This window comes from Streptomyces sp. NPDC041108 (assembly GCF_055592645.1).
The window spans coordinates 80488-102705 of sequence record NZ_JBVIYK010000015.1 but is presented as its reverse complement, the minus strand read 5'-3'; the positions used below and the strand labels follow the sequence as shown (position 1 = coordinate 102705).

Annotated in this window: 16 protein-coding genes, 1 tRNA gene and 1 riboswitch; of the genes, 15 read left to right on the top strand and 2 right to left on the bottom strand. The window is 71.5% G+C overall.

Annotated elements, in window-relative coordinates; translation table 11 throughout:
* Positions 1 to 4 precede the first annotated feature (4 nt).
* From ACZ6BB_RS32915 to ACZ6BB_RS32850, 14 genes are all read left to right on the top strand, one after another.
* Positions 5 to 2035 (top strand): N-6 DNA methylase, encoded by a 2031-nt coding sequence (locus ACZ6BB_RS32915; protein ID WP_471618766.1) that lies wholly within the window; start codon positions 5 to 7, stop codon positions 2033 to 2035.
* Between the two features lie 255 nt (positions 2036 to 2290).
* The gene (locus ACZ6BB_RS32910; protein WP_471618765.1) at positions 2291 to 2914 is read left to right on the top strand and encodes a hypothetical protein; all 624 of its coding nucleotides are present in this window, start codon (positions 2291 to 2293) and stop codon (positions 2912 to 2914) included.
* 44 nt (positions 2915 to 2958) lie between these two features.
* Positions 2959 to 4452, top strand: a complete 1494-nt coding sequence (locus ACZ6BB_RS32905; protein WP_471618838.1) for a protein kinase domain-containing protein — start codon at positions 2959 to 2961, stop codon at positions 4450 to 4452.
* Positions 4453 to 4696: 244 nt separating this feature from the next.
* Positions 4697 to 5374, top strand: a complete 678-nt coding sequence (locus ACZ6BB_RS32900; RefSeq protein WP_471618764.1) for a SurA N-terminal domain-containing protein — start codon at positions 4697 to 4699, stop codon at positions 5372 to 5374.
* 115 nt (positions 5375 to 5489) lie between these two features.
* Entirely contained in the window at positions 5490 to 6668 is a 1179-nt protein-coding gene (locus ACZ6BB_RS32895) for a nucleoside triphosphate pyrophosphohydrolase (protein WP_471618763.1), read from the top strand.
* 144 nt (positions 6669 to 6812) lie between these two features.
* Positions 6813 to 8078: a cytochrome P450 family protein gene (locus tag ACZ6BB_RS32890; RefSeq protein WP_471618837.1), complete on the top strand. Its 1266-nt coding sequence runs from the start codon at positions 6813 to 6815 to the stop codon at positions 8076 to 8078.
* Positions 8079 to 8306: 228 nt separating this feature from the next.
* Entirely contained in the window at positions 8307 to 9368 is a 1062-nt protein-coding gene (locus tag ACZ6BB_RS32885; protein WP_471618762.1) for a LysM peptidoglycan-binding domain-containing protein, read from the top strand.
* Positions 9369 to 9550: 182 nt separating this feature from the next.
* Positions 9551 to 9750, top strand: a riboswitch (cyclic di-AMP (ydaO/yuaA leader).
* 4 nt (positions 9751 to 9754) lie between these two features.
* Complete coding sequence (locus ACZ6BB_RS32880) at positions 9755 to 10450, top strand: transglycosylase family protein (protein WP_471618761.1); 696 nt, start codon at positions 9755 to 9757, stop codon at positions 10448 to 10450.
* A gap of 413 nt (positions 10451 to 10863) precedes the next feature.
* On the top strand, positions 10864 to 12144 hold the full coding sequence (gene eno, locus ACZ6BB_RS32875; protein ID WP_471618836.1) for a phosphopyruvate hydratase: 1281 nt from the start codon (positions 10864 to 10866) through the stop codon (positions 12142 to 12144).
* Positions 12145 to 12275: 131 nt separating this feature from the next.
* Positions 12276 to 12788 carry an FtsB family cell division protein gene (locus ACZ6BB_RS32870; protein ID WP_471618760.1) on the top strand — a complete coding sequence of 171 codons (513 nt, stop codon included), beginning with the start codon at positions 12276 to 12278 and terminating at the stop codon, positions 12786 to 12788.
* A 28-nt stretch (positions 12789 to 12816) separates the two neighbouring features.
* Positions 12817 to 13359, top strand: a complete 543-nt coding sequence (locus tag ACZ6BB_RS32865) for a DUF501 domain-containing protein (RefSeq protein WP_013003055.1) — start codon at positions 12817 to 12819, stop codon at positions 13357 to 13359.
* Positions 13356 to 14297 carry a Ppx/GppA phosphatase family protein gene (locus ACZ6BB_RS32860; RefSeq protein WP_471618759.1) on the top strand — a complete coding sequence of 314 codons (942 nt, stop codon included), beginning with the start codon at positions 13356 to 13358 and terminating at the stop codon, positions 14295 to 14297. The genes ACZ6BB_RS32865 and ACZ6BB_RS32860 overlap by 4 nt, the downstream gene beginning before the upstream one ends.
* Positions 14298 to 14745: 448 nt before the next feature.
* Positions 14746 to 16134: an NAD(P)/FAD-dependent oxidoreductase gene (locus ACZ6BB_RS32855; RefSeq protein ID WP_471618758.1), complete on the top strand. Its 1389-nt coding sequence runs from the start codon at positions 14746 to 14748 to the stop codon at positions 16132 to 16134.
* 361 nt (positions 16135 to 16495) lie between these two features.
* Positions 16496 to 17791: a class I SAM-dependent methyltransferase gene (locus tag ACZ6BB_RS32850; protein WP_471618757.1), complete on the top strand. Its 1296-nt coding sequence runs from the start codon at positions 16496 to 16498 to the stop codon at positions 17789 to 17791.
* A 101-nt stretch (positions 17792 to 17892) separates the two neighbouring features.
* Here the strand turns inward: ACZ6BB_RS32850 and ACZ6BB_RS32845 are convergent, their stop codons facing one another.
* Positions 17893 to 20430, bottom strand: coding sequence for an ABC transporter permease (locus ACZ6BB_RS32845; protein WP_471618756.1), 2538 nt, complete (start codon positions 20428 to 20430; stop codon positions 17893 to 17895).
* Positions 20431 to 20528: 98 nt separating this feature from the next.
* On the bottom strand, positions 20529 to 21299 hold the full coding sequence (locus tag ACZ6BB_RS32840; RefSeq protein WP_275458020.1) for an ABC transporter ATP-binding protein: 771 nt from the start codon (positions 21297 to 21299) through the stop codon (positions 20529 to 20531).
* A 580-nt stretch (positions 21300 to 21879) separates the two neighbouring features.
* Here ACZ6BB_RS32840 and ACZ6BB_RS32835 point away from each other — a divergent pair.
* Positions 21880 to 21962: transfer RNA gene (locus ACZ6BB_RS32835), tRNA-Leu, on the top strand.
* Positions 21963 to 22218: the final 256 nt, after the last annotated feature.

Here is a 22218-nt window from a genome sequence, read left to right as displayed (position 1 = left end):
GCGCGTGCAGGGGAACGGAACAGAGGTCACCGCCGCGGAGATCGCGCGGCTCGCCGGCGTGGGGCGCGCCGCCGTCAGCAACTGGCGCCGACGGCATGCCGACTTCCCCAAACCGGTCGGCGGCACCGAGACCAGTCCGGCCTTCGCGCTCGGCGAGGTCGAGGAGTGGCTGCGCCACCAGGGCAAGCTCGCCGAGGTGCCCCTGAAGGAGCGTGTCTGGCAGCAGGTCGCCGGGCACCCGGAGGGCCCTGTCACCGCCCTGGTGCATGTGGGCTGCGCCCTGCTCCACCTCCACGACCGGCCCCTGGCCTGGCTGGAGTCGAGCGCCTGCCCCGACGACGGGCAGCTGGCCCGGGACCTGGCCGAGCCGCTGTGGCAGGTCCTCGCCCCGCGCCTGGGTGAGTCGCGCGTGTCCGTCGTGCCCCGGCCGACGCCCGCCGGACTGCTGCCCTCGATCCCACTGCTGCGCGGCGCCACCGAACTCGCGGCCGACCTGGGGGCACGGCAGACCTTCGAGTTCCTGCTCGCCCGGCACCTCGACGCCAACCCGCGGCAGTACACGCTCACTCCGGCCGACCTCGCCGAGCTGATGGCCGAACTCGCCGGGCCCGCGCGCTCGGTGCTCGACCCGGCCTGCGGCACCGGAGCGCTCCTGCACGCCGTCGCCGCCCGTCCCGGCCAGCAGCTGTACGGCCAGGACAGCTCCCGCGAACTGGCCGCGCTCACCGCGCTGCGCCTCGCCCTCGGCACCGGGAACGCGGTGGTCCGTACCGCCGCGGGGGACAGCCTCCGCGCGGACGCCCACGAGCGGCTCAGGGCCGAGGCCGTCCTGTGCCACCCGCCGTTCAACGAGCGCAACTGGGGCCATGACGAACTGGCCTACGACCCCCGCTGGGAGTACGGCTTCCCGGCCCGTACGGAGTCCGAACTCGCCTGGGTGCAGCACGCGCTGGCCCGCCTGGAGCACGGCGGCACCGCCGTGCTGCTGATGCCGCCGGCCGTCGCGAGCCGCCGCTCGGGGCGCCGTATCCGCGCCGACCTGCTGCGCCGGGGCGCGCTGCGCGCCGTGATCGCCCTGCCGGTCGGCGCGGCACCCCCGTACAACATCCCGCTGCACCTGTGGGTGCTGCGCAGGCCCGGCAGGGCGTCCGTGCCGCCCGAGTTGCTGCTCGTCGACACCGGCCGGCTCGTCCACGAGGGGCGCAGCGGCTCCGACTGGGCGGCGGTCCGTACCGCCGTGCTCGACGCCTGGCGGACCTTCGACCGGGCCGGCGAGGTGGCGGAACAGCCGGGGCTCAGCCGCTCGCTGCCGGTCATCGAACTCCTCGACGACGACGTGGACCTGGCCCCCGCCCGGCATCTGCCGCCCCCGGCGGCGGGCGGCGGCGCCGAGCAGCTGACCGCCGTGCGCGAGCGCCTCGGCGAGACGCTCCGCCTGACCGCTGACCTCACGCCCCCGCTCGCCGGGGAGGCGGGGCCCGCGCGCTGGCCGCTCACCACGGTCGGTGAACTCGCGCGCGGGGGAGCCCTGGTGCTGCGCACCGGCGGAAGCGGCCCCCACGCGCGCGTGCTCACCGACCACGACGTCCTGGCCGGCACGGCACCCTCGGGAACCCTGCCCGGGACGGGCGAGGACCCCGTGCTCGTGGAACCCGGCGACATCGTCGTCCCCGTCCTCGGCGGCGGCGGGGTCGCGCGGGTGATCGACGAGGAGACCGCGGGCGCCGCCCTCGGCCGCAACCTCACCCTGCTGCGCCCCGACCGGGCCGCGCTGGACGCGTGGTTCGTCGCCGGATTCCTGCGCGGCACCGCCAACAGCCGCCAGGCCAGCAGCTACGCCTCCACCGCGACCCGCCTCGACGTACGGCGCCTCCAACTGCCGCGGCTGCCCCTGGACCAGCAGCGCCGCTACGGCGAACGCTTCCGCGCCCTCGCCGCCTTCGAGGACGCCCTGCGCCAGGCCGGCCGCCTGGGCGAACGCCTGGTGAGGGGCATGTACGACGGACTGACGGACGGCACCGTCGCCCCGGACTGAACCCCGCTCGGCAGACCGCCGCCAGACCGCCCGGCAGACCGCTGGGCGCCCGCCCGGGCCCGCCGACTCCCGCCCCGGGCCCGCCAACTCCCGCCACGTTCCCGGCTAACGGACGGAACCGCTCCGCCCGTGGCGGCGTGACCAGCACTGCGGTACTACAACGGTTGTCCACATCCCTGGACCTCATGTCGTGGTCGACCGATACCCTCGGGACGACATCGCGCGTTCACTCTCACCAGGCCCTCAGGAGCAGCCATGCAAGGCCACGGCTATGCGCCGACACCGCCCCCCGGCCCCGACCAGGGGGGCCAGGTCACACTCCGTGTGATCTTCGTGGTGGTCGCGGTCATGAGCTGTGGCCTGCTCGCCTGGGCGTGCCTGGTGCGGCTCGCCTCGGTGACCCGCAGGCCCCGCGACTGGTGGCTGTTCGCCCTGTCGATCGTCCACATCTTCGTGACGCTGTACATCATCGGCACCGACCCGGGCGAGGAGGAGTTCACCACCTGGCGCGGCGACGTCGGCATGGGACTGCTCTTCGGCGGACTCGCGGCGATCGTCGCGTACTACCTGTACGCGGACATACGCCACTTCAGCCGCGCCGGGACGGCCCACCTGTCGCCGTACGCCCAGACCACGGGGTACTCGCAGCAGAGCGGCTACAACGCCCAGCAGAGCGGGTACAGCTACCCGCCCGTCCAGGTCCCCCAGCCCTACACCCCCGCGCCGCCGGTCCCGCAGCCGCCCGTCCAGCACCAGCCCCCGCCGCAGCCCCGGACCGCCCCGGAGCCGCAGCGCCCCGGGCCCGCCCGCATCGACCAGGTGCGCGCCGAGCTGGACGAGCTCAGTGACTATCTCCGCAATCACGAAGGAGACCGGTGACCCAGGGGAAGGGAACCGGACGCCTGATCACCGGCCGCTACGAACTGTCCACGCTCATCGGTCAGGGCGGCATGGGCCAGGTGTGGACGGCGTACGACCAGCGCCTCGACCGGCGCGTGGCGGTGAAGCTGCTGCGCCCGGACAAGGTCGCGGGCCAGGAGGCCGACGAGCTGCGCCGCCGCTTCGTGCGCGAGTGCCGCGTCACGGCCCAGGTCGACCACCCCGGCCTGGTGACCGTGCACGACGCGGGCAGCGAGGGCGAGGAGCTGTTCCTCGTCATGCAGTACGTCGACGGGGCCGACCTCTCCGACCACCTCGCCGAGCACGACCCGTACCCGTGGCCGTGGGCCGTCTCGGTCGCCGCGCAGCTGTGCGCCGTGCTCTCGGCCGTGCACGCCGTGCCGATCATCCACCGCGACCTCAAGCCGCGGAACGTCATGGTCAAGCAGGACGGCACGGTCACCGTCCTCGACCTCGGCGTCGCGTCCGTGATGGACACCGACACCACCCGCCTGACCCACACCGGCTCGCCCATCGGCAGCCCCGCCTACATGGCCCCCGAACAGGCCATGGGCGGCGCGGTCGGCCCCTACACCGACCTGTACGCCCTCGGTGTGCTGATCCACGAACTGCTCAGCGGGAACGTCCCCTTCACCGGCTCCACGGCCCTCGGCGTCCTGCACCGCCACCTCTACGAGCCGCCGGTACCCGTCCGCCGACTGCGCCCCGAGGTCCCCGAGAACCTGGAGGCCCTGGTCCTCCGGCTGCTCTCCAAGGACCCGCAGCACCGTCCGTCCTCCGCGCAGGAGACGTACGAACAGCTCCTCCCGCTGCTTCCCGCGCGCGGAATGCCCACCGGCTCCCCGCTCGACCCCACGCGCCCCTTCCTGCGCCCGCACGCCCCCTGGCCGGACCGCGCCCGTATCCCCGCGCCGCAGCCGTCCGCCGTGCCCGACCCCGTGCCCGCCGTCGACAAGCCCGATGTGGCGGGCGCCGTCGACGAGGTCAAGCGGCTGCTCGGCGAGGGCCGCATCACCCAGGCCGTCGACATCCTCGGCGCGATCCTCCCGGCCGCCGCCGCCCAGCACGGCGAACACTCACCCGTCGTCCGCACCCTGCGCAAGCAGTACGCGGCCACCCTCATGGACGACGGCCAGTACCGCCGCGCCCTGCCCGAGCTGCGCCGCCTCGCCGACGAGCGGGCCACCGAGGCCGGCCAGGCAGACCCCCAGGCCCTGCGCTGGCGCTACGACTGCGCCCAGTGCCTCGAACAGCTCGGCGAACCGGCCGCGGCCCTCGCCGAGTACCGCTCCCTGCTGCCGTACTACGAGAACCAGTACGTCGGCGGCGACCCCGAACTCGCCCTCGACGTCCGCCGCCGCATAGGCCACCTGCTGCTCGCCCTCGGTGACCGGGGCGCCGCCCACGAGACCCTGGGCCGCCTGCTGCTCGACGTGGAACGGCTGCGCGGCCCCGGCCATCCCCTCGCGGGCGAGGTCCGGCGCACACTGCAGTGGCTGGGGCAGGTACGCGGCTGAGGCGGACGGCGGCCCTCATTCCCGCGCCGCCCGGGCCGAAGCCGTTCGTCCTGAGCGGTGGGCCGCGTCCCGGCGCACGCCGTGGACGCCGGGAATGGGCCGGTGGTGGCGCGCTCCCCGAGCGCCGGTGCCCGAAGTCGGCGTGAATCGTTGGTCGAATGGCTGGCCGAGAGCAGGGCCACTGCCTACCATCGATCACCGCAAGACTTTGTGCACCGCCGCACAATCTCCTCGGGAGGCTCACTTGCACCGCCGCCGTCGCTCCGCGCTCCTCCTCTCCGCAGCGATCGCCGCCGCGGCCCCGCTCCTCACCGCCTGCGGAAACGACGCGCATCCCGGCGCGGCGGCCGTCGTCGGCCAGGACCGGATCACGGTCGCGCAGCTGGAGAACCGGGTGAACGAGGTGCGCACCGCCCAGCGCGCCGTCAGCACGGACGACAGCCAGTACCAGCAGGCCGTCGCCCAGAGCAGCGCCCTCACCCGCAACACCCTGAACGGCATGGTCCTGGAGAAGGTCCTCGACCAGGCTCTCGAGGACGCCGGCGTGACCGTCAGCCGCAAGGAGGTCCAGAAGTACCGGGCCGACCTGGAAGCGCAGGCCGGCGGGGCCGAGGCCCTGGAGACGGCCTACCTGCAGCGCTACAGCGTCGCCCCGGAGCAGCTGGAGGAGAGCCTCCGCAGCGACGTCGAGGTCCAGAAACTCTCCGCCGCCCTCGGCGCCGACCTCAACACCCCGGAGGGCGGCGCCGTCTTCTGGAAGGCCCTCTCCAAGGCGTCGAAGGAACTCGACGTGGACCTCAACCCCCGCTACGGCAGCTGGGGCGTCGACCCGTCGTCCGGCAGGGTCGGCCTGGTGGACGCGAAGACACCGTGGCTGAAGGAGGTCACCCGGGCGGCGACGCCGGAGCCGGCGCAGGGGTGAGTTCGGGGGCGGCGCCGGTGCCGGTGCCGCCCGTGACGGCGGTGGTGCCGGTGCCCCGGGCGCCTGCCTGTGGACAACTCCGGGGGTCGTCCGTGCCGTGGGTTACGTTCGTGGTGTGAACGCACACCGCCCCGACGGCACCTCCGCCACCACGGCCCCCGCGACCACGGCCCCCGACACCGCGGTCTCCGAGAGCACGGCCCCCACCCCTGGCCCCGGCCGGGTCGTCCTGCTCACCACCAGCCACCGTGTCGCGCCCGGCCTGCTCTCCTGGCCGGCCTGGCAGGCACTGCACGGGGCCGACCGCGTTCTCTGCGCGGACGGGGCGCATCCCCAGCTCCCCTATCTCCGCGAGGCGGGCATCACGGTCGAGCGGACGGCCCCGACGGCCGAGGAACTGGTGGACGACTGCGCCGGCGGCCGCACGGTGGTCGTGGTGGCCGGCGCCGAGGGCGAACCCCGCCTCACCGACGGCCTGGCCCGCCTCGCCGGCTCCGGCCGGGCCCGGATGCCGTCCCTTGAGCTGCTGCCCGCCTCCTACGACCTCCCCGGCGCCCGTCTCCTCGACCTCGTCCAGGTCATGGACCGGATCCGCGCGGAGTGCCCCTGGTCCTCGCGGCAGACGCACCAGGGCCTCGCCAAGTACGGCATCGAGGAGGCGTACGAACTCGTCGAGGCCATCGAGGAGGGCGACCGCGACGAACTCCGCGAGGAGCTGGGCGACGTCCTCCTCCAGGTCGTCTTCCACGCCCGTATCGCCGAGGACGACCCGGACACCCCCTTCTCCGTCGACGACGTCGCCGCCGGCATCGTCACCAAGCTCATCCACCGCCACCCCCACGTCTTCGGCGACGCGACGGCCACGACCCCGGAGGAGGTCAAGGCGCACTGGCTGCGCACCAAGGCCGTCGAGAAGCGGCGCGAGTCGGTCACCGACGGGGTACCCCTCGGCCAGCCCGGTCTCGCCCTCGCCGCCAAGCTCTCCTCCCGCGCCCGCACCGCCGGCCTCGACGTCCCGATACCCCTCGGTGACGATCTCGGCCACGCACTCCTCACCCTCGCCGCCGACGCGGAGTCCCGCGGCATCGACCCCGAGGCGGCGCTCCGGGCGGCGGCCCGCGCGTACCGGGACGCGATCCGGATCGCGGAGGGCATCCACACAGAACCGGGCGAGACGACCGACCATGGGACGACCGACCACGAGAAGACCGAGACCGAGACCGAGGCGGAGACGGAGACGGAGGCGGAGGACCGGACGGGAGACGACGCGGACACGCGGACGGACGGAACCTGACCTGCTGTCGCTGTCGCTGTCGCTGTCGCTGTCGCTGCCGCAGCCGCCGCCGTCGCCACCGCGGCAGCCGGGGTACGGGCAGGGCGCCCCGTCGGCGCCGGATACCGTCGGCGGGTGACCAACCAGCCCGCATCCAGCTCCGCCATGCCCACGGGAACCGGCGCGCCCGATCTCTTCACCTGGGAGTTCGCCACCGACCCCTACCCGGCGTACGCCTGGCTCCGTGAGCACGCCCCCGTCCACCGGACACGGCTGCCCAGCGGTGTGGAGGCATGGCTGGTCACCCGCTACGGCGACGCGAAGCAGGCCCTCGCCGACGGGCGCCTGTCGAAGAACCCGGCGCATCACGCCGAGCCCGCGCACGCCAAGGGGAAGACGGGTATCCCCGGTGAGCGCAAGGCCGAGTTGATGACGCATCTGCTGAACATCGATCCGCCGGACCACACCAGGCTCCGTCGCCTCGTCTCGAAGGCGTTCACGCCCCGCCGGGTCGCCGAGTTCGCCCCCCGGGTCCAGGAGTTGACCGACCGGCTCATCGACGGGTTCGCGGACAGGGGAGAGGCCGATCTCATCCACGAGTTCGCCTTCCCCCTGCCCATCTACGCGATCTGCGACCTGCTCGGTGTCCCCCGGGAGGACCAGGACGACTTCAGGGACTGGGCGGGCATGATGATCCGGCACGGCGGTGGCCCGCGGGGCGGCGTCGCGCGGTCGGTGAAGAAGATGCGCGGCTACCTCGCCGACCTCATCCACCGCAAGCGGGAGGGGCTCACCGAGCACCCCGCCCCCGGCGAGGACCTCATCTCCGCGCTCATCCGCGCCTCCGACCACGGTGAGCACCTCACCGAGAACGAGGCCGCGGCGATGGCGTTCATCCTGCTGTTCGCCGGGTTCGAGACCACCGTCAACCTCATCGGGAACGGCACGTACGCCCTCCTCACCCACCCCGGGCAGCGCGCCCGGCTGCAGACCTCCCTCGACGCCGGGGAGAGCGGGCTGCTCGAAACCGGCGTCGAGGAACTCCTGCGCTACGACGGCCCCGTCGAACTCGCCACCTGGCGCTTCGCGACCGAGCCCCTCACCCTCGGCGGGCAGGACGTCGCCCCCGGCGACCCCGTCCTCGTCGTCCTCGCGGCGGCCGACCGCGACCCGGCCCGCTTCGACGACCCCGACACCCTGGATCTCTCACGCCGTGACAACCAGCACCTCGGCTACGGCCACGGCATCCACTACTGCCTCGGCGCACCACTCGCCCGGCTCGAAGGGCAGACCGCGCTGGCGACGCTCCTCACCCGCCTCCCCGATCTGCGACTCGCCGTGGATCCGGCCGATCTGCGCTGGCGAGGAGGTCTCATCATGCGGGGATTGCGCACGCTTCCGGTGGAATTCACCCCACGGGAGCGGCGATGAGTGCACGATGATCACGCCATGAGCGGCGTGTAGTGATACCCCGACGGCCCGTAGTACTACCCCATTCCGCGCCAGAAGTTGACGCTCTCTCAACTCTGTGATCTTCACGTGATCTGCGCTGCATTAACTTGTGACAACTGATCGACTGCCGATACGTTCACACGTCAGTGCGAAGGGGTCATCACGCCCCGTCGCACAGGCCATCGCTGTCGTGTGAAAGGCAACCGCATGCTCTCCGGGAACGGTCGTCACCGTCGCCCCCGTCAGGCTCCGGCTCTCCTCGTCGCGGCGGGAGTGACGGGGTCGGCCATCGCCATCCCGCTCCTCGGCGCCGCCGGCGCGAGTGCGGCGAGCGGAACCACCTGGGACCAGGTGGCGGAGTGCGAGAGCGGTGGCTTCTGGAGCGCGGACACCGGCAACGGACGCTACGGCGGCCTCCAGCTCACCCAGGCCAACTGGGAGAAGTACGGCGGCCTCGACTACGCGACGACCGCGGACCGGGCCAGCCGCTCCCAGCAGATAGCCGTCGCCGAGAAGATCCTCGCCGACCAGGGCGTCGGCGTCTGGTCCACCTGCGGACTGCTCCACAACCTCGGCGGCGACGCCGGTTCCGCCGAGGTGGACACGGGCGTCGCGGACGACTCGTCGAACTCCGGCAGCGAGTCCGGCACATCCGGTTCGTCGGATTCCTCCGCTTCGCCGGACTCGGCCGGCTCCACCGACTCGGCCAAGTCGACCGACGGCGACGCCGATGCCGGCGACGGATCCCGGAAGTCGGCCGCCTCACCGGACTCGTCCGCGGACACGGCCGACGATTCCGCGAAGGCGGCCACGGACTCCGACTCCGCGGACTCCACCGGCTCCGGTGACTCCGGCGACGGCGACTCCCGGAAGTCCGACGGTGAGAAGTCGGACAATTCAGGCCGGAGTGACGGTTCCACGGCTACCGACGACGGCGAGGGCGGTACGGGCCGTCACCGCGGCGCCAGTGCCGACGAGGGCTCCGGCGCGGACACCGGCTCCGGCGCGGAAGCCGGCGACGGCTCGCGCGCCGACGGCGCCTCCTCCGGTCGGCACGCCTCACGGGACGGCGGTGCGTCGCGCGAGGGAGTGGAGGGTGCCTACACCGTCCATGTGGGCGACAGTCTGACCGGCATCGTGAACTCGCTGGGTCTGGACGGCGGGTGGCGGACGCTGTACGCCGAGAACGAGACCACCGTCGGAACCGACCCGGACCTCATCCTTCCCGGTCAGACCCTCGAAGTCGGTGCCGAAACGGGCAAAAAGTAGCGGCAGTTCGGGTCATGGTTCGACCCCGATTGCCCGTTTTGATCTCCGTGGGAGATGAATCACAGACCCCCTGATCGTCTTTGAAATTCGGGCAATCACCTGTTTACGGTCGTGACCGCTCGCCACAGCGGGCCCTCCCGGTCGGCACGCCGAATCCTGCCATCGGCCGTGAGGAACAGTCGTCGCGTCAAGCGCCGTAGGCAGGAGCGGGGGACCCAAGGTAAGTGCCGGGTCCGGCGGTTGCGGCCCTTCGGGGGCGCACGACCGGAACCGGCTGGGGGTGAAGCCGCGCGACGTGAGCCGAGAGGCGAGCGTGCGCGGCCGGGCAACTCAACCGGCCCGAACCCGACAGCTCACCTCGCAGGCGTCGGTGAGGGGATCTCTCCATGCTGTTCTCCAGCAAGGGCAAGCACCGTCGTCCGTCCAAGGCCGCTCGCGCCATCGCCGTCGTCGGCGTCACCGGCGCCGCCGCCGTCGCCGCCCCGCTGATGGTCGCCGGCAGCGCCTCCGCCGCCACCGCCTCCGAGTGGGACGCCGTCGCCCAGTGCGAGTCCGGCGGCAACTGGTCCATCAACACCGGCAACGGCTACTACGGCGGCCTGCAGTTCTCGGCCTCCACCTGGGCCGCCTACGGCGGTACGCAGTACGCCTCCACCGCCAACCAGGCGAGCAAGGCCCAGCAGATCGCGATCGCCGAGAAGGTCCTCGCGGGTCAGGGCAAGGGTGCCTGGCCGGTCTGCGGCACCGGCCTGTCCGGCGCCTCCTACGACGGTGCCGCCGCCTCCGGCGGCAACACCAACTCCTCCGGCTCCTCCTCGCAGAGCACGCAGGAGAGCACCAAGAAGAGCACCGAGGACAACCGCGCCTCCCGCTCCTCCGAGCGCGCCACCGTCGAGACCCCGACCGGCAAGAAGGTCAAGAAGGGCGACGGCGAGTACAAGGTCGTCAAGGGCGACACCCTCAGCGCCATCGCCGCGAAGAAGAACGTCAAGGGTGGCTGGGAGAAGCTCTTCGAGCTGAACAAGGACATCATCGACGACGCCGACTTCATCTACCCGGGCCAGCAGCTCCACCTGAGCTGACCCACGGCGACCACGACGGCCGCCACACGCCTGCCGACCCCACGGCCGCCCCCACGGCCGGGCAGGCGGGGCAGGTTCAGCCGGGCCGGAAATCAGGCCGCTCCCCGGCTGAACCACAGCCCACTCACATCCGTGTCCTCCATAGTGAAGACCTCGTGAGGGCCGTCCCCCCGCCCCCACGGGCTCCCCGCCCCGGTGCGCATTCCCCCGTACGCACCGGGGCGGGGCTTTTTTGCACCGTCGGCGACTTCTCTTGTCCACCCCCTCTTTGTTCCGGACGGGAACAATGGGTACGGTCTGTCTGTCCACGGGACGGTCGGTCGGCTGCCGACGGCCCGGGGGCGGTTAGGCTCTAGTCGCAAGGCCCAAGCGGCCCCGCGCAACCAGCGTCACATCCCATGAAGGAGATGCTCGTGCCGTCCATCGACGTCGTCGTAGCCCGGGAAATCCTCGACTCACGAGGCAACCCCACCGTCGAGGTCGAGGTCGGCCTCGACGACGGCAGCACGGGTCGTGCCGCCGTTCCGTCCGGTGCCTCCACCGGCGCCTTCGAAGCCATCGAGCTGCGTGACGGTGACCCCAACCGCTACCTCGGCAAGGGCGTCGAGAAGGCCGTCCTCGCCGTGATCGAGCAGATCGGCCCGGAGCTCGTCGGCTACGACGCCACCGAGCAGCGCCTGATCGACCAGGCGATGTTCGACCTGGACGCCACCGACAACAAGGGCTCCCTCGGCGCCAACGCCATCCTCGGCGTCTCCCTCGCCGTCGCCCACGCCGCCTCCGAGGCCAGTGACCTCCCGCTGTTCCGTTACCTGGGCGGCCCGAACGCGCACCTGCTGCCCGTTCCGATGATGAACATCCTGAACGGCGGCTCGCACGCCGACTCCAACGTGGACATCCAGGAGTTCATGATCGCCCCCATCGGCGCGGAGTCCTTCTCCGAGGCCCTGCGCTGGGGCGCCGAGGTCTACCACACCCTCAAGAAGGTGCTGAAGACCAAGGGCCTGTCCACCGGCCTCGGCGACGAGGGCGGCTTCGCCCCGAACCTGGAGTCCAACCGCGCCGCCCTGGACCTCATCCTGGAGGCCATCAAGGAGGCCGGCTACACCCCCGGCGAGCAGATCGCCCTCGCGCTGGACGTCGCCGCCTCCGAGTTCTACAAGGACGGCGTCTACACCTTCGAGGGCAAGGAGCGCTCCGCCGCCGAGATGACGGAGTACTACGCCGACCTCGTCGCGTCGTACCCGCTCGTCTCCATCGAGGACCCGCTGTTCGAGGACGACTGGGCCGGCTGGAACACCATCACCCAGAAGCTGGGCGACAAGGTCCAGATCGTCGGCGACGACCTCTTCGTCACCAACCCCGAGCGCCTCGCCCGCGGCATCGAGGAGGGCTCGGCCAACGCCCTGCTCGTCAAGGTCAACCAGATCGGCTCGCTGACCGAGACCCTGGACGCCGTCGAGATGGCCCAGCGCAACGGCTTCAAGTGCATGATGTCCCACCGCTCCGGCGAGACCGAGGACGTCACCATCGCCGACCTCGCCGTCGCCGTGAACTGCGGACAGATCAAGACCGGCGCCCCGGCCCGCTCGGACCGCGTCGCCAAGTACAACCAGCTGCTGCGCATCGAGGAGATCCTCGACGACGCCGCGGTCTACGCCGGCCGCAGCGCCTTCCCGCGCTTCAAGGGCTGAGCCGCCGACTGACCCGTTGAGGGCCCAGCCCGCGCCAGTCGTACGTACGTCCCCGTACCGGTCCCGTACCGTGTGCGGGGACGTACGCGCGTGCGCGCCGGCGAAGGCAGAAGCGGAAGGGGACGCGGGACATGGCCGTGAAGGACCGGGACCGGGACCGTTTCTCCACCGCGACCCGGCTGAAGGTGCTCGGCGAGCAGACGGCCGCCCGGGTCTACCGCTCGCAGACCAAGCGCCAGGCCCGCCGCTCCCGGCTGACCGGCCGGGCCGCGCTGCTCGCCCTCGTCCTCTGCTCGATGATCGTGGCGCTCGCCTATCCCATAAGGCAGTACGTCTCCCAGCGCGCCGAGATCGCCGACATGCAGCGGCAGCGCCAGGAGGCGCGCGAGCGGGTCGAGGAGTTGCGCGACCTCAAGGCGCGCTGGCAGGACGACGCGTACGCCGAGCAGCGCATCCGGGAGCGGCTGCACTATGTGATGCCGGGCGAGACCGGCTACACCATGATCGACCCGGACGCGGCGAAGCAGTCCCGTACGACCCAGGGGGCGGCCGACCGCCCCTGGTACACCAATGTCTGGGACGGGGTCGACAAGGCCGACGCCGCCGACAGCCGAACGGTCACCTCCGTGACCGTCGACCGATGAGCCACACCGAGGACTTGAGTAGCAGGTTATGCAGACCCCTCCGCCGACCACTGAGCGCACCGAACCGACCGACGCCGACGTCGAGGCGTTCCAGCAGCAGCTCGGGCGCCCCCCGCGCGGCCTCCGCGCGATCGCGCACCGCTGTCCGTGCGGCCAGCCGGACGTCGTCGAGACGGCCCCGCGCCTGCCGGACGGCACGCCCTTCCCCACGACGTACTACCTGACGTGCCCGCGCGCGGCCTCCGCGATCGGCACGCTGGAGGCCAACGGCGTGATGAAGGAGATGACGCAGCGGCTGGCGACGGACCCCGAACTGGCCGCCGCCTACCGGGCCGCGCACGAGGACTACATCGCCCGCCGCGACGAGATCGAGGTCCTGGAGGGCTTCCCGAGCGCCGGTGGCATGCCGGACCGCGTGAAGTGCCTGCACGTCCTCGTGGGGCACTCGCTGGCCGCCGGCCCCGGCGTCAACCCGCTGGGCGACGAGGCGATCGCGATGCTGCCCGAGTGGTGGGCGAAGGGCCCGTGCGTGGTGCCCGCGCCGGAGCCCTCGAAGGAGGACGGCCAGTGACCCGGGTCGCCGCCGTCGACTGCGGTACGAACTCCATCCGGCTGCTCGTCGCCGACTGCGAACCGGCCACCGGTGAACTCGTCGAGCTGGACCGGCGGATGACCATCGTCCGGCTGGGCCAGGGCGTGGACCGTACGGGACGGCTGGCGCCCGAGGCGCTGGAGCGGACCTTCGCGGCCTGCCGGGAGTACGCGGCCGTCATCAAGGAACTGGGCGCCGAGCGGGTCCGCTTCGTGGCCACCTCCGCGTCCCGCGACGCCGAGAACCGGGACGAGTTCGTCCGCGGGGTCCTCGGCATCCTCGGTGTCGAGCCCGAGGTGATCTCCGGCGACCGGGAGGCCGAGTTCTCCTTCACCGGCGCCACCAAGGAGCTGACGGGGCGTGCCGACCTGGCCCGGCCGTACCTGGTCGTGGACATCGGGGGCGGCTCCACCGAGTTCGTCGTCGGGGACGACCACGTGCGGGGCGCCCGTTCCGTGGACGTCGGCTGTGTACGGCTGACCGAGCGGCACCTCGTCCGGGACGGGGCCGTCGTCGATCCTCCCGGGCCGGAGCAGATCGCCGCGATCCGCGCCGACATCGAGGCCGCCCTCGACCTCGCCGAGCGGGACGTCCCGCTGCGGGAGGCGCACACCCTCGTCGGGCTCGCCGGTTCGGTGACGACCATCTCCGCGATCGCCCAGGACCTGCCCGCGTACGACTCGGCGGCCATCCACCACTCCCGGGTCTCCCACGACCGCGTCCGCGAGATCACCGAGTGGCTGCTGCGGTCCACGCACGCCGAGCGGCAGGCGGTCCCGTCGATGCATCCGGGGCGGGTGGACGTGATCGCCGCGGGCGCCCTGGTCCTGCTCTCGATCATGGAGCGGATCGGCGCGTCGGAGGTCGTGGTCAGCGAACACGACATTCTGGACGGAATCGCCTGGTCCGTCACCTAGCTCCGAGGTCGGACCACACTTGTTTTACTACTCGCCAGTAGCCTCGCTTGAGCTGTTCGGATAACGTATGAGCGCGTCCGAGGGGTGCTCCGGCGCCCCTCGCCGACCGTCCGCCGGGAAACTTCGTGAAGTTCTTCACAAGAGAATCGGCCCAGTTGAGCGATGTTTTGAGGCTCCGCAGAGCGTTCCGGGGCTCCGACGGGTCAACGGGGCGTCCCCGAGGGGTCGGCGCGGGGGTCTCGTCCGTGTGAAACCGAGGGGTGGTCCAGAGCCCTCGGGAGACCGGAACGGCAGTTCACGCGGCCTTGACAACGGTCAAACCCACCGGCCGGTTCCCTGGTGGGCCGTGGGGCCGGTCAAAGGGGTCGCGCAGTGTAGCAGAGGGGGCGAGGAAGCTTGTGAAGGGGCGCACGAGCGACCCCCGGATGGCGGGTACATACTCGATGGCATGAGCACCACGGAGCGTCCCAGGATCCTCGTAGTAGGCGGTGGGTACGTAGGCCTGTACGCAGCTCGGCGCATCCTCAAGAAGATGCGCTACGGCGAGGCGACCGTCACGGTCGTCGACCCCCGGTCGTACATGACCTACCAGCCCTTCCTCCCCGAAGCCGCCGCCGGCAGCATCTCCCCCCGGCACGTCGTCGTCCCGCTGCGACGCGTGCTGCCGAAGGCGGAGGTTCTCACCGGTCGGGTCACCACCATCGACCAGGACCGCAAGGTCGCCTCGATCGCCCCGCTGGTCGGCGAGGCGTACGAGCTGCCCTTCGACTACCTGGTGATCGCGCTCGGCGCGGTCTCCCGGACCTTCCCGATCCCCGGCCTCGCCGAGCAGGGCATCGGCATGAAGGGCATCGAGGAGGCCATCGGCCTGCGCAACCACGTGCTGGAGCAGCTCGACAAGGCCGACTCCACGACCGACGAGGACGTCCGCCGCAAGGCGCTGACCTTCGTCTTCGTGGGCGGTGGCTTCGCGGGTGCGGAGACCATCGGCGAGGTCGAGGACATGGCCCGCGACGCCGCGAAGTACTACAAGAACGTGTCCCGCGAGGACATGCGCTTCGTGCTCGTCGACGCCGCCGACAAGATCCTCCCCGAGGTCGGCCCGAAGCTCGGCAGCTACGGCAAGGAGCACCTGGAGGGCCGTGGGGTCGAGGTCTACCTCAACACCTCCATGGACTCCTGCGTCGACGGCCACGTCGTGCTGAAGAACGGCCTGGAGGTCGACTCCAACACGATCGTCTGGACCGCCGGCGTCAAGCCGAACCCGGTCCTCTCGCGCTACGGCCTCCCCCTCGGCCCCCGCGGTCACGTGGACGCCCAGCCGACCCTCCAGGTCACCGGCACCGACTACATCTGGGCCGCGGGCGACAACGCGCAGGTCCCGGACGTCGCGGCCCGCAAGGCCGGCGTCGAGAACGCCTGGTGCCCGCCGAACGCCCAGCACGCGCTGCGTCAGGCGAAGGTCCTCGGCGACAACGTGGTCTCCGGTATGCGGGGCTTCCCGCAGAAGGAGTACGCGCACTCCAACAAGGGCGCGGTGGCGGGCCTCGGCCTGCACAAGGGTGTCGCGATGATCGTCATGGGCAAGATGAAGATCAAGCTCAAGGGCCGTCTCGCCTGGTACATGCACCGTGGCTACCACGGCCTCGCGATGCCGACGTGGAACCGGAAGATCCGCGTCTTCGCGGACTGGACCCTCGCGATGTTCCTCAAGCGTGAGGTGGTCTCCCTGGGCGCCATCGAGACTCCTCGCGAGGAGTTCTACGAGGCGGCCAAGCCTGCGCCTGCGCCGGTCGCTGCCGCGAGCAAGACCGCGGAGAAGGCCAAGGCCTCCTGACCTCTGGCACCGTCCGAAGGGCCTCCCGCCATCCGTGGTGCGGGGGGCCCTTCGGCGTGCACGGCATGGGGTGAGGGGGGGTAGGGGTTCGGTGCGTGGGCGGGTGCGGGTGAGTGGGGGCTGGTCGCGCGGTTCCCCGCCCCCTGAGAAGCAGGGGCTGCGCCCCATGCTTCTCAGGCCCGCAGGGCCCGGGCTTTCGGCGGCGGGGGCCCGGGCTTTCGGGGGCGCGGGGAACTGCGCGAGGAGCCTCACCGGACCCGCACCCGAAGAACACACCTCCCCGCGGGAATACGGCACAGCCCCGCAGGTGATTACCGTGGCGTTGGACATTCCGGGATCTCCTGTCACGGAGGTGTGCGCCATGCAGGACGCCGCGTCGCGGCTGAAGAACCTGTTCGAGCAGCTGTCGGGAGAACCGCTCCCGGTCCGGCTGCGGGCCTGGGACGGCTCGACGGCAGGCCCACCGGAGGCCCCCGCCCTGGTGGTACGCAACCGCAGGGCCCTGCGCCGGATGCTGTGGAAGCCGGGCGAACTGGGCCTGGCCCGCGCCTGGGTAGCCGGTGACCTCGGCGTCGACGGGGACCTCTACGCCGTACTGGACCTCGTGGCCGCCCATGTGTGGGAGCGGGACGAGGACGCCCGGAGCCTGGGCCGGGCCCTGCGCGACCCGGAGGCCCGCGCGGCCGTCAAGGGTCTGCTGAGGCTGGCCGGCCCCGCCGTCCTGGTCCCGCCCGCACCGCCCCGCGAGGAGGTCCGAGCCCGCCACCGGCACACCAGGCGCACCGACAGACGGGCCGTCAGCCACCACTACGACGTGGGCAACGACTTCTACGAGATCGTGCTCGGCCCGTCGATGGTGTACTCCTGCGCCTACTGGCCGGCCCCCGACGCCACCCTCGAAGCCGCCCAGCACGACAAGCTCGACCTCGTCTGCCGCAAACTCGCCCTGGCCCCGGGCACACGGCTCCTCGACGTCGGCTGCGGCTGGGGTTCCATGGCCGTGCACGCGGCCCGCGAGTACGGCGTACACGTCGTCGGGGTCACCCTCTCCCAGGAACAGGCCGCGTACGCCCGTAAGCGCGTCGCCGACGAGGGCCTCACCGACCGCGTCGAGATCCGCGTCCAGGACTACCGCGACGTGCTCGACGGGCCCTACGACGCCATCTCCTCCATCGGCATGGCCGAACACGTCGGCGCCGACAGATATCTGGAGTACGCCAGGGACCTGTACCGGCTCCTCGCCCCCGGCGGACGGCTGCTCAACCACCAGATCTCACGCCGTCCGCAGCAGGACGAGAGCACCTACTCCCTCGACGGCTTCATCGACGCGTACGTCTTCCCGGACGGTGAACTCGCCCCGGTCGGCACCACCGTCACCCAGCTCGAACGCGCCGGGTTCGAGGTCCGGGACGTGGAGGCCCTGCGCGAGCACTACGCCCTCACCCTGCGCGCGTGGGTCGCCCGCCTCGAAGCGGGCTGGGCCCGGGCGGTCGCGCTCGTCGGGCCCGGCCGGGCCCGCGTCTGGCGCCTCTACATGGCCGCCTGCGCCCTCGGCTTCGAACGCAACCGGCTCGGCGTCAACCAGGTGCTGGCCGTACGGCCCTCGGAAGGGGGCGCGTCGGGGCTCCCGCTCAGGACCCGGACCTGGGGAGCCTGACCGCCCGTACAGGGGCGTGAGCGGCCGTACGAGGGCGCGCGAGGGGCCCCGTTCCCCACCGGAACGGGGCCCCTCGGCCTGTCGTCGTCTCTCCCGCGCGGCTACTCCGACTTGATCGCCGCCAGCATGTTGAGCTTCGCCGCGCGGCGGGCCGGCCACAGCGCGGCCAGGATGCCGACCGTGGCGGCGAGCAGGAGGAAGACGGCCATCCGGGCCCAGGGCAGGACCAGTTCGTACGTCGGCATCCGGCTGGCGAGGAGTTCGCCGGCGGCCCAGCCGAAGAAGACGCCGAGGCCGATGCCGAGGACACCCCCGAAGAGGGAGATGACGAGGGACTCCAGACGGACCATCCGCTTGATGCCCCGCCGGTCGAGACCGATCGCGCGGAGCATGCCGATCTCCTGCGAACGCTCGAAGACCGACATGGCCAGGGTGTTGATGACGCCGAGGACGGCGACGATCACGGCCATGGCCAGCAGGCCGTAGAGCATGTTCAGCATCAGCGTGAACATCTGCGCGATGTCGTCGGAGACGTCCTGTCCGCTCTGGACCTGGATCGCCGGGTTGTCGCCGAGGGCCTTCTCCAGCCGGTCCTTGGTGGCGTCGGAGGCACCCGCCGAGGTCTTGACCATGACCATCATGTCGGCCGGGTCGGCGGACGCCGGCAGCCGCTCGGTGAGCGTGGTGTTGTCCAGGAGGATGCCCCGGATCAGTTCGTTGCTCTCGTAGACCCCGGCGACCGTCAGCTTCTGCTTCTCGCCGCCCTCGAAGCCGGCCGTGAACTCCGAGCCGGCCTTCCAGCCGCGCCGGGCGGCGGTGTCCGCGTCCACGACGACGTCCGAGCCGCCGACCTTGAACGTCCCGTCGTCGAGGGGCAGGTCGGTGACCTTGCCGACGGCCGCGCCGTTCACGCCCGTGAGGTACTCGGTCTCGTCCCCGATGCGGGACTCGGCGTTGCGCAGCGGGGAGACGGCGGTGACGCCCTCGGTGGTGGACAGCTTCTTCTCCACGTCCGGGGAGAGATAGCTGCCGCTGGTCATCGAGACGACGTAGTCCGCCTTGATCGCGTCGGCGGCCATCCTGGCGATGGCCTGCTGCAGGCTGCCCGCCATCACCGTCATACCGGTGATCAGCGTCAGGCCGATCATCAGCGCCGAGGCGGTCGCGGCGGTACGGCGCGGATTGCGCAGGGAGTTCTGCCGGGCGAGCTTGCCGGAGATCCCGAAGACCCGCATGAGGGGCGCCACGGCCGCGATCAGCGGGCGGGAGAGGAGGGGCGTGAGGACGAAGACACCGATGATCAGGAGGACCGCGCCGATGCCCATCGGGGCCTGGCCGTCCGAGCCGTCCATCGTGGTGGCGTACAGGACGGTGGCCGCGCCGGCGCCCGCCAGCAGCGCGCCGAGAGTGTTCCGTACGACGAGCGACTTGGTCGTCGCCTTCGCGTGGACGCTGCTCATCGCGGCGACCGGCGGGATCTTCGCGGCGCGGCGGCCCGGCAGCCAGGCGGCCATCATGGTGATCAGCACGCCGACCAGCAGGGCGGTGGCGACGGTGCCGGGGGAGACCACCAGCGGGCCGTCGGGGACGGTCTCGCCGAGGGTGCTGATCAGGGCCCGCATCCCGGCGCCGATGCCGACGCCGGCGGCGAGGCCGGTGACCGCGGCGACCGTGCCCACCACGAACGCCTCGATCAGCACGGACCGCGTCACCTGGCGGCGGGAGGCGCCGACGGCGCGCAGCAGCGCCAGCTCCTTGGTGCGCTGGGCGACGAGCATGGTGAAGGTGTTGGCGATGATGAACGTGCCCACGAACAGGGCGATCCCGGCGAAGACCAGCAGCGCGTTCTTCATGCCGCTCATCTGGGTGGCGATCTGCGTGGCCTGCTGATCGGCGAGCTGCTGTCCGGTGATCGTCTCCGCGGTGTCCTCGGGGAGGACCTTGTCGATGGCCTGCCGCAGCTGGGTCTGGCTGGTGCCGGCCGCCGCGGTCACAGCGATCTCGTCGTACTCGCCCTCGTCGTGGAACAGCTTCTGCGCGGTCGCCGTGTCGAACAGGGCGAGGCTGCCGCCGGCCGCGACATTGCCGTCGTCCGTCGTGAAGATCCCGGTGACGGTCGGGGTGAGGACCGGGCCGTCGACGGACAGCCGGATGGTGTCGCCCACCCGGTACCCGGCCCGCTTCGCGGTCTCCGCGTCGATGGCGACCTCGTCCGTGCCCTTCGGCGCGGCGCCGTCCTGGATCGGATAGCGGGGATCGTCCGTTCCCCAGAAGTTCCCGCCCTGCGACTGGAAGCCGCCGCCGATCAGCTTGCCGTCCTTGTCGGCGAGGGCGGTGAACCCGCTCACCACACCGATCGCGGACTCGGCGCCGGGCACCCCCTCGACCTTCTTCAGCAGCCCCGGCGTCAGCTTCGGCTGCTCGGCGACGGTGTCGCCCTCGTCCGGCCGGTACCCGGACCGGACCGCGACGTCCACCTGGTCGAAGCCCTTGGCCGAACTCCTCTGCAACGCGTCCGAGATGGTGTTCGTGAAGACCAGCGTGCCCGACACGAAGGCGACGCCGAGCATCACCGCGAGCACGGTCATGAGAAGCCTGGCCTTGTGCGAGAGCACGTTGCGCAGGGCGGTACGGAACATGAGTGGGGTCCCTGTCAGGGGTCGGAGGGGTGAGGGTGAAGGGTGGCCGAGCGCGTGTCCGCCGGGAGGACTGCCGAACTCCCCCGGGCCGACACGGCCTAGCTCGTACGGCCCTTGCTGTCGAACCGCTTCATGCGGTCGAGGACGGAGTCCGCCGTCGGCTCGTGGATCTCGTCCACGAGGCGTCCGTCGGCGAGGAAGACGACCCGGTCCGCGTAGGCCGCGGCCACCGGGTCGTGGGTCACCATCACCACGGTCTGCCCCAACTCCCTTACGGAGTTGCGAAGGAAGCCCAGCACCTCGGCGCCCGAACGCGAGTCGAGGTTTCCGGTCGGCTCGTCGCCGAAGATGATGTCCGGCCGGGAGGCGAGGGCGCGGGCCACGGCCACCCGCTGCTGCTGGCCGCCGGAGAGCTGGGCGGGCCGGTGGCTCAACCGGTCGGCGAGGCCCACCATGCGGATCACGGTGTCCAGCCACTGCTTGTCCGGCTTGCGGCCCGCGATGTCCATCGGGAGGGTGATGTTCTCCAGCGCGGTCAGCGTCGGCAGCAGGTTGAACGCCTGGAAGATGAAGCCGATCTTGTCCCGGCGCAACTTGGTGAGCTGCTTGTCCTTCAGCGAACCCAGCTCGGTGTCGCCGATGCGGACGGAGCCGGAGGAGAAGGTGTCCAGGCCCGCCACGCAGTGCATCAGCGTGGACTTGCCGGAGCCCGAGGGGCCCATGATCGCGGTGAACTGGGCCTGCCGGAAGTCGATGGAGACCTGGTCCAGCGCGACCACCCGGGTCTCGCCCTGTCCGTAGACCTTCGACAGTTCCGTGGCGCGGGCGGCCACGACGGTGGCCCGGTCGGCGAGGGGAGTGGTGGTCACGGTGGGAACTCCTTGCGGGGCGGCGACGGTCGGGAGGCGCAGAGACGGCCGGGAGCGCGCCGGGTCGTACCGCGCGGCATGCCGGAAGCCGGTCGCTTCGTGGATGTCTCCATCGTCCCGACGCGAGGGCGCCGTGTAGTCAGCCGTTGTCCCGGTTCCGGGGGCAGACTTCCGACGGACGGGCGGGCGGTGCGTCATACCTGGGGATGACGGTGGCGTACGACCGGGGAGCGGGCCGCCGGGACCACCGGCGTGCGCCGGGCCGCGTGGCCGGCGCGCTGAGGCTTCCTGTCCGATTCGAGGGACCGTCAGATCCCCTCGCGGGGCCGCGATGACCGTCGAGAGTCGCCGCGTCACCGCGTGTGTCCTCGGTGGGGCGCTCGTTCGGGCGGTGAAATTCCGTCATTCCGCATACGCCCGTTCGTGCCGTCCGGAAGGCTATTGGCAAGTGCGGATGGCGTGTTCCGTGGGCTGATGCACCCTCAGACGTCAATAAAATAAGACAACATCGGTCCGCCGGTCGACTGTTCGGGGGAAGCCTCCCGATAGGCTCGGAAGCTCAGCGCGGAGCCCATGGCCTGCCCGGATGGTGGAATGCAGACACGGCGAGCTTAAACCTCGCTGCCCCTCGCGGGCGTACCGGTTCAAGTCCGGTTCCGGGCACCTCCGACCAAACTCGAACATTTTCGCCCACACTCTCACAAGCCGCCCTCGGGCGAGCCGCGCCCCGAGAGGCGCGTGACGGTGTGGGCGCGATCGTGGTCGGTCTCCGGACGATCGCGGACTCGTACCGGGTTGGTCAGGGGTTGTGAGGTGTGGCGCGGGGAATCACGGAGACGCGTAGCGTGTTCGATGACATGGCAGGGAAAGATCCTCCCCAAGCACTAGAGTCAATCCTTTGCCTACCTATTACTCTTGA